The organism is Noviherbaspirillum sp. (assembly GCF_035944575.1).
GTDB lineage: Bacteria > Pseudomonadota > Gammaproteobacteria > Burkholderiales > Burkholderiaceae_D > Noviherbaspirillum.
Genome location: NZ_DASZBA010000265.1, coordinates 1 through 5,562, shown reverse-complemented (window position 1 = coordinate 5,562; position 5,562 = coordinate 1). Strand labels below are relative to the sequence as shown.

Genomic DNA, 5,562 nt, shown 5'->3' with positions numbered 1-5,562 from the left:
ATCCGCGCCAGACTGCAGGTGCTGCAGGATTTATCGCCGCAAGGCTTGCGCGATGCTGCAAACCTCTTTACCAACCAGTTACGGCAGAAGGGCAAGCCACAGACAATGGCCGCCAAATACGGGCTTGCGTTTGTGGCGCTTCGCCAAGGAGATGCGGCAAAAGCCGCCGTCCTCCTGCAGGAGGCGGAGACTGCGGCACCCGGGAAGAACGCGATTCTTTCAAGCATGGCCATTGACATTCAGCTTGCGGCAAACAAGCCGGATGAAGCATTGAAACTTGCGGATGCGGCGCGGAACAAATTTCCGCTGTCACGAGGCATCGCCTGGCAGTACGCGGATGCGCTGCTGGCGGCGGGGCGCAGCGACGATGCAATCCGCTATTTGCGCGACCAGACCCAGCAATATCGCGAGGAGCCACAGTTGCATGAGCGACTCGCCAAGGCGTACGCTGGACAGGGCAAGCAGGCCCTCCAGCATGTGGCGCTTGCCGAGTCCTACGCGCTGACAGGCAACCTGATGCCGGCGCTGGACCAGCTGGCCATCGCGCGCCGCGCGCCGGATGCCTCGTTTTACGATCAGGCGGTGATCGATGCGCGCGAACGCGAATTCAGGGCGCGGCGCAAGGAAGAATTGCAGGAAGAGCAGAACAGTAAATAAGTGCTTGTCATAGAGGCATGACGAACCTATCGTTCAGTCGTTGGGGTACGTACTCTTCCTGTAGCGTAATGGGTATCCGCACTTCGCATAATCCCCGTCAGTCCCGCGAAAGCGGGAATCCAGAGATGCACTGGCTACGGCAATGAGAAAAGTGACGCATCTCTGGTTCCTCGCCTTCGCGAGGACGGCAAGCCTTTACTTATCATCTGCCTGCGGCGCCGTCACAAACCCGAAAGTCGACGCAATATCCTCGCTGCGAATGCGTCGCACCGCGATCTGGCGGCCGGCATGGCTCAGGCTTAGTTCAGCATCGTCCTGCTCCCGGCCCAGCCAGGCGAGAAGCTGTTCATCCGTCACCAGCTGATCGCCCATCCTCAACGCGGCGACGCACTGCGCCATATCACGGTCGTCCACGAGGGCGACATACTTTCCGTTCTTGAGCAACAGCCGGCCAGCCTCCGTCATCCAGGCTTCTTCGATGCCAGAAAGCGGCTCGCCGGTATGCAGGACGAACCCTTCGGCCGGGTCGGTGCGCGCAATGTACGGGGTGGCTTCAAGGTTGATGTAGACGCGTTGCGGCCCATTTTGGAAATACCAGCGGCCGCCCTCGTCGCAGGTGTAGTTGCGGTTGATGAAGCCGAGCAGCGCCGCGTTGGCGATCTTGTCGCCCGGCAGTTTGAGTGCCTGCGCACGGTCGTCGCGCATGCGCCATCCGCCGCGTGCGTCGAGCGCCAGCCAGCCGAAGCAATGCGGCACGTTGGGCCACTTGGCCATTGCCTGCTTTACGATGTCGTCCATGATGTATCCCTCAGTGTCAGGCGGCATCCAGGAAAGCGATGATTTTTCTTGGCAGCCAGTTCAGCCTGCCCGATGCCGCGCCAGGTGCGGCGAAGCCGACATGCCCGCCATGTTCAGGATAATCCAGCGTGACGTGCCGCGATGCGACTTGGGGCAAATGTTGAGCCGGAAGGAAGGGGTCGTTTTTCGCATTCAATACCAGCGTGCGTACCGTAATATCCTGCAGCACATGTTTCGCGCTGGCGCGATGCCAGTAGTCATCGGTATCGCGAAAGCCGTGGAGCGGGGCGGTCACGACGTTATCGAATTCATACAGATTGCGGGCGCCGAGCATGCGATCGCGATCGAACAGGTCCGGGAACTGCGCCAGTTTGCGCAGGCACTTCGGCTTCAGCGTTTGAAGGAAGGCGCGCGTATAGATGAGATTGAAGCCTTTCGACAGCGCGGCGCCGCCGCCGGCGAGGTCGAGCGGGGCGGAGACCGCGCATGCGGCGTCCACGATATCGGCTTCGTGCTGGGATTCGCCGAGCCAGCGCAGTAGCGCATTGCCGCCGAGCGATACGCCGACGGCATAGAATTTCGATGGTGAACGCTTGGTTTGCCCGGCTTTCAGGCGGCGGATGATCCAGTCGACTTCCGCTGCATCGCCGGAATGATAGAAACGCGGCGCATGATTCAGCTCGCCGGAACAGCCGCGGAAATGCGGAACCGCGCCGGACCAGCCGAGCAAAGCGGCTTGCGCCATCAGGGAACGGGCGTAGTGGCTGTCGGACGAGCCTTCCAGTCCATGGAAAAGCACGATGAAAGGCTGGCCCGGTTTGCCGTCGATAAAATCGATATCGATGAAGTCATTGTCGGGCGTGTGCCAGCGTTCACGCCGGTAAGCGACCGCCGGTTTGGCGACGCAGGTCGCCGGGAAAATCGTTTGCAGGTGGCCGCCGGGCAGCCACTTCGGCGGGGCATAGTGCATTAGTGCAGCAGTACCGATATCGGCGTATCGGAAGGTGCGTCACCCGGCACGACCGATGCGTGGTGACTCACGATCCGCCATCCCTGTGGTGTCTTCATGTAGACATTGGTGGCGAGGATGTGGATTTCCCGCTGCCGGGAACTGGTACGGTGCACCTCCTCGATGACATTGCGAACGGACGTCGTCATGTTTTGCGTAACATGCAATTGCACCGGGCGGATATGCACGCCGCCCTGCTCGAAAATCTGTTCCCACGAGCCTCGTATCGCCGAATGGCCGACGAGGCGCGGCGCGCCGGGATGAATGCAGACGATCTCTTCTTCATCCGCCCAGACACTCATCACGCCCTCCAGGTCGGCGCGGCTGATCGCATCGTAGAAAGCGGCTTCAGTGTCTTCTACCGTATCGAAATTCTTATTGGTGGCTGGCATGGTGTGCAGCTTCTCCTTTCCATGCGGAAGTGTTGCAGGCAGGCGCGTTGAACGCTTGCGAGTCGAGGGAACAGTATAGAGCAACGCTTCGTCCGGAGCTTGGTGCCGGAAGGATTGCCGGATGCGGCTGCTTTGCCCGCATCCGGAAAGCGTTTCGTGAGCAGCGGCTCCGGGTCAGTGACCCTTTACGACGGTGCCCGGCTTCAAGCGATACACCGTCCCGCAGTACGGGCACTTGCCTTCGCCGTGATCTCCCATGTCGAGATACACACGCGGATGGGAAGACCAGATGGGCATCGACGGGTTCGGGCAATACGCCGGCAGATCCTTGCCGTCGAGTTCCACGAAGCTCATTTGCTGATTTGAATCGTTCATGAATGTTCCGGATTGATTAGACGAGGGTAAGCCAGTGCTGGTATTGAGGCGCCTTGCCGGCCACGACCTCGAAGAACAGCGATTGCAGTTTTTCGGTCACCGGGCCGCGCTTGCCTTCGCCGATCTGCCGGTTGTCGAGTTCGCGGATCGGCGTGATTTCCGCCGCCGTGCCGGTGAAGAAGGCTTCGTCGCAGCAGTACATTTCGTCCCGGGTAATGCGCTTTTCGATCACTTCGATGCCGAGGTCGCGCGCCATCGTGAGCACCGCATCGCGGGTGATGCCGTCCAGGCAGGAGGCGAGGTCGGGGGTGTAGATCTTGCCGTTCTTGATGATGAAGACGTTCTCGCCCGAGCCTTCCGATACGTAGCCTTCGGTATCGAGCAGCAGCGCTTCATCGTAGCCGTCGGCCAGCGCTTCCTGGTTGGCGAGGATCGAATTGATGTAGTAACCGCAGGCCTTGGCCCGTACCAGCGACACGTTGACATGATGGCGGGTGAAGGAGGAGGTCTTGACGCGAATGCCTTTCGCCAAACCTTCTTCGCCGAGGTAGGCACCCCATGGCCAGGCGGCGATCGCCACATGGATGGTGTTGCCCTTTGCCGCGATGCCCATCTTCTCGGAGCCGATCCAGACCAGCGGGCGCAGATAGCAGGACTCCAGCTTGTTCTCGCGCACCACCTGGCGCTGCGCTTCCATCACGGTTTCCATATCGTACGGAATGTTCAGCTGGAAGATCTTGGCCGAGTTGAACAGCCGCTGGGTGTGTTCCTTGAGACGGAAAATCGCCGTGCCTTGCGCGGTCTTGTAGGCACGCACGCCTTCAAAAACGCCCATGCCGTAGTGCAGGGTATGGGTCAGCACATGCACAGTCGCGTCGCGCCAGTCGATCAGCTTGCCATCTTTCCAAATTTTTCCGTCGCGGTCTGCCATGGACATGGTGAATTCTCCAGTGAATATTGCAAAGCCGAGATTTTAACGGATTCAGCCGGGTCGGAATATCGCCGGTAGAATAGGCAGCCGAAGTTCCTCCCTCCCGACCGCCGCAGTCTTGCAGACATGAGTCGCAATTCGCTTGCGGCGCAGCATCTTGATTTATGAATAACACTCACACCGACACAGATTCGCGTTTGGCCACGCATTCCGATGCATTGCTCATTGAGCGACAAGCTTTTCGAGACGGCGTAAAGGCATGCCTGCCGACCATGCCCGGCATCTTTGCCTGGGGCATGGTGACGGGCATGGCGATGGTGAAAGCCGGGATGACTCTTTGGCAGGCGCTCGGCATGACATTTATTGTGTTCGCAGGATCGGCGCAACTCGCCGCCGTGCCGCTGATTGCCGCCAACGTGCCTGTATGGGTGGTGTTTGCGACGGCGCTGGTCGTGAACCTGCGCTTCGTGATTTTCTCCGCGCTGCTCGGCCCGCATTTTGCGCATCTGCGATGGTACAAGCGCGTCTGGTACGGCTACTTCAACGCCGATATCACGATGGGCCTGTTTCCGCAGCGGTTCCCGGCCGCTTCGATGGATAAGCCCGAAGGAAAGGTCGGCTTCTTCACCGGGATCGGCTATCCCAACTGGTGCGCCTGGCAAGCCGGATCGGTGGCCGGCATCCTGCTCGGAAGCCAGATTCCGCCAAGCTGGGGAGTAGGCTATGCCGGCACGCTGGCGCTGCTCGCGATCGCCATACCTCTCATCGTCAATGCCGCGGCGCTCGCCGGCGTGGCGGTTGCTGCCACGGTAGCCATCGCGGCGGCCGGGTTGCCGTATCGACTGGGACTGCTGCTGGCGGTTGTCGTCGGAATGGCGGTCGCCATGGCGGTCGATACGGTGCTCGACCGGAAGGGGAGGCGCGCGTGAACGCTGTCGATACCTGGATCACGATCGGCCTGTTGCTGGTGGCTACGATCGTTACGCGCTGCTCCTTCTTCATCCTTGGCAATGCAGTCAAGTTGCCGCCGAAAGTGCAACATGCTCTGCGTTATGCGCCCGCCGCCGCTCTAGCGGCGATCGTCGCCCCTGATCTCGTCATGAACAGCGGCGCGCTCGACCTCACCTGGAATAATCCCAAATTGGTCGCAGGTGTAGGCGCGGCAGTGTTCTTCGTCACCACGCGGCGGCTGCTCGGAACGATCATTGTCGGCATGGCGCTGTTCACCGCTTTGCGCTTACTGATGTAGATCGAATGCGGGCAAAAAACGGGGATTTTGACTGATGCAGTGGGGTAAAATAGCGGTCTTTCCATGTTTTCAATACATTTCGGCAACCATGCAATTCAATCGACTGAGTGACCTGATCGCCCGCAACCAGCTTCAATCCAAACGCGTTTTC

General features: G+C 60.0%; 8 protein-coding genes. 3 read left to right on the top strand and 5 right to left on the bottom strand.

Annotation, left to right across the window (positions count from 1 at the left end; translation table 11 throughout):
• Positions 1-657, top strand: a 657-nt coding sequence (locus VGU61_RS22150; protein WP_326861486.1) for a tetratricopeptide repeat protein, incomplete at its 5' end; no start/stop codon positions are given.
• 195 nt (positions 658-852) lie between these two features.
• Here VGU61_RS22150 and VGU61_RS22145 read toward each other — a convergent pair.
• The 5 genes from VGU61_RS22145 to VGU61_RS22125 all read right to left on the bottom strand — a co-directional run bounded on the left by VGU61_RS22145 (position 853) and on the right by VGU61_RS22125 (position 4,168).
• The gene (locus VGU61_RS22145; protein WP_326861485.1) at positions 853-1,455 is read right to left on the bottom strand and encodes a DUF2946 family protein; all 603 of its coding nucleotides are present in this window, start codon (positions 1,453-1,455) and stop codon (positions 853-855) included.
• 16 nt (positions 1,456-1,471) lie between these two features.
• Positions 1,472-2,425 carry a YheT family hydrolase gene (locus tag VGU61_RS22140; protein ID WP_326861484.1) on the bottom strand — a complete coding sequence of 318 codons (954 nt, stop codon included), beginning with the start codon at positions 2,423-2,425 and terminating at the stop codon, positions 1,472-1,474.
• The gene (locus tag VGU61_RS22135; protein ID WP_326861483.1) at positions 2,425-2,856 is read right to left on the bottom strand and encodes a nuclear transport factor 2 family protein; all 432 of its coding nucleotides are present in this window, start codon (positions 2,854-2,856) and stop codon (positions 2,425-2,427) included. The genes VGU61_RS22140 and VGU61_RS22135 overlap by 1 nt, the downstream gene beginning before the upstream one ends.
• Positions 2,857-3,030: 174 nt before the next feature.
• Entirely contained in the window at positions 3,031-3,231 is a 201-nt protein-coding gene (locus VGU61_RS22130) for a zinc-finger domain-containing protein (protein WP_326861482.1), read from the bottom strand.
• A 16-nt stretch (positions 3,232-3,247) separates the two neighbouring features.
• Complete coding sequence (locus VGU61_RS22125) at positions 3,248-4,168, bottom strand: branched-chain amino acid transaminase (RefSeq protein WP_326861481.1); 921 nt, start codon at positions 4,166-4,168, stop codon at positions 3,248-3,250.
• Positions 4,169-4,434: 266 nt separating this feature from the next.
• On the opposite strand from VGU61_RS22125, the gene VGU61_RS22120 reads away from it, so the two are divergent.
• A complete protein-coding gene (locus tag VGU61_RS22120) occupies positions 4,435-5,091 on the top strand; it encodes an AzlC family ABC transporter permease (protein ID WP_326861480.1) in 657 nt (218 codons plus the stop codon).
• Positions 5,088-5,411 (top strand): AzlD domain-containing protein, encoded by a 324-nt coding sequence (locus VGU61_RS22115; protein ID WP_326861479.1) that lies wholly within the window; start codon positions 5,088-5,090, stop codon positions 5,409-5,411. The genes VGU61_RS22120 and VGU61_RS22115 overlap by 4 nt, the downstream gene beginning before the upstream one ends.
• The last annotated feature ends 151 nt before the right edge of the window (positions 5,412-5,562 follow it).

What these genes read in the sequence shown, in the direction of transcription:
- VGU61_RS22145 (WP_326861485.1), bottom strand. Translation starts at nt 1,455, where the DNA reads ATGGACGACATCGTAAAGCAGGCAATGGCCAAGTGGCCCAACGTGCCG.
- VGU61_RS22140 (WP_326861484.1), bottom strand. Translation starts at nt 2,425, where the DNA reads ATGCACTATGCCCCGCCGAAGTGGCTGCCCGGCGGCCACCTGCAAACG.
- VGU61_RS22135 (WP_326861483.1), bottom strand. Translation starts at nt 2,856, where the DNA reads ATGCCAGCCACCAATAAGAATTTCGATACGGTAGAAGACACTGAAGCC.
- VGU61_RS22130 (WP_326861482.1), bottom strand. Translation starts at nt 3,231, where the DNA reads ATGAACGATTCAAATCAGCAAATGAGCTTCGTGGAACTCGACGGCAAG.
- VGU61_RS22125 (WP_326861481.1), bottom strand. Translation starts at nt 4,168, where the DNA reads ATGTCCATGGCAGACCGCGACGGAAAAATTTGGAAAGATGGCAAGCTG.
- VGU61_RS22120 (WP_326861480.1), top strand. Translation starts at nt 4,435, where the DNA reads ATGCCCGGCATCTTTGCCTGGGGCATGGTGACGGGCATGGCGATGGTG.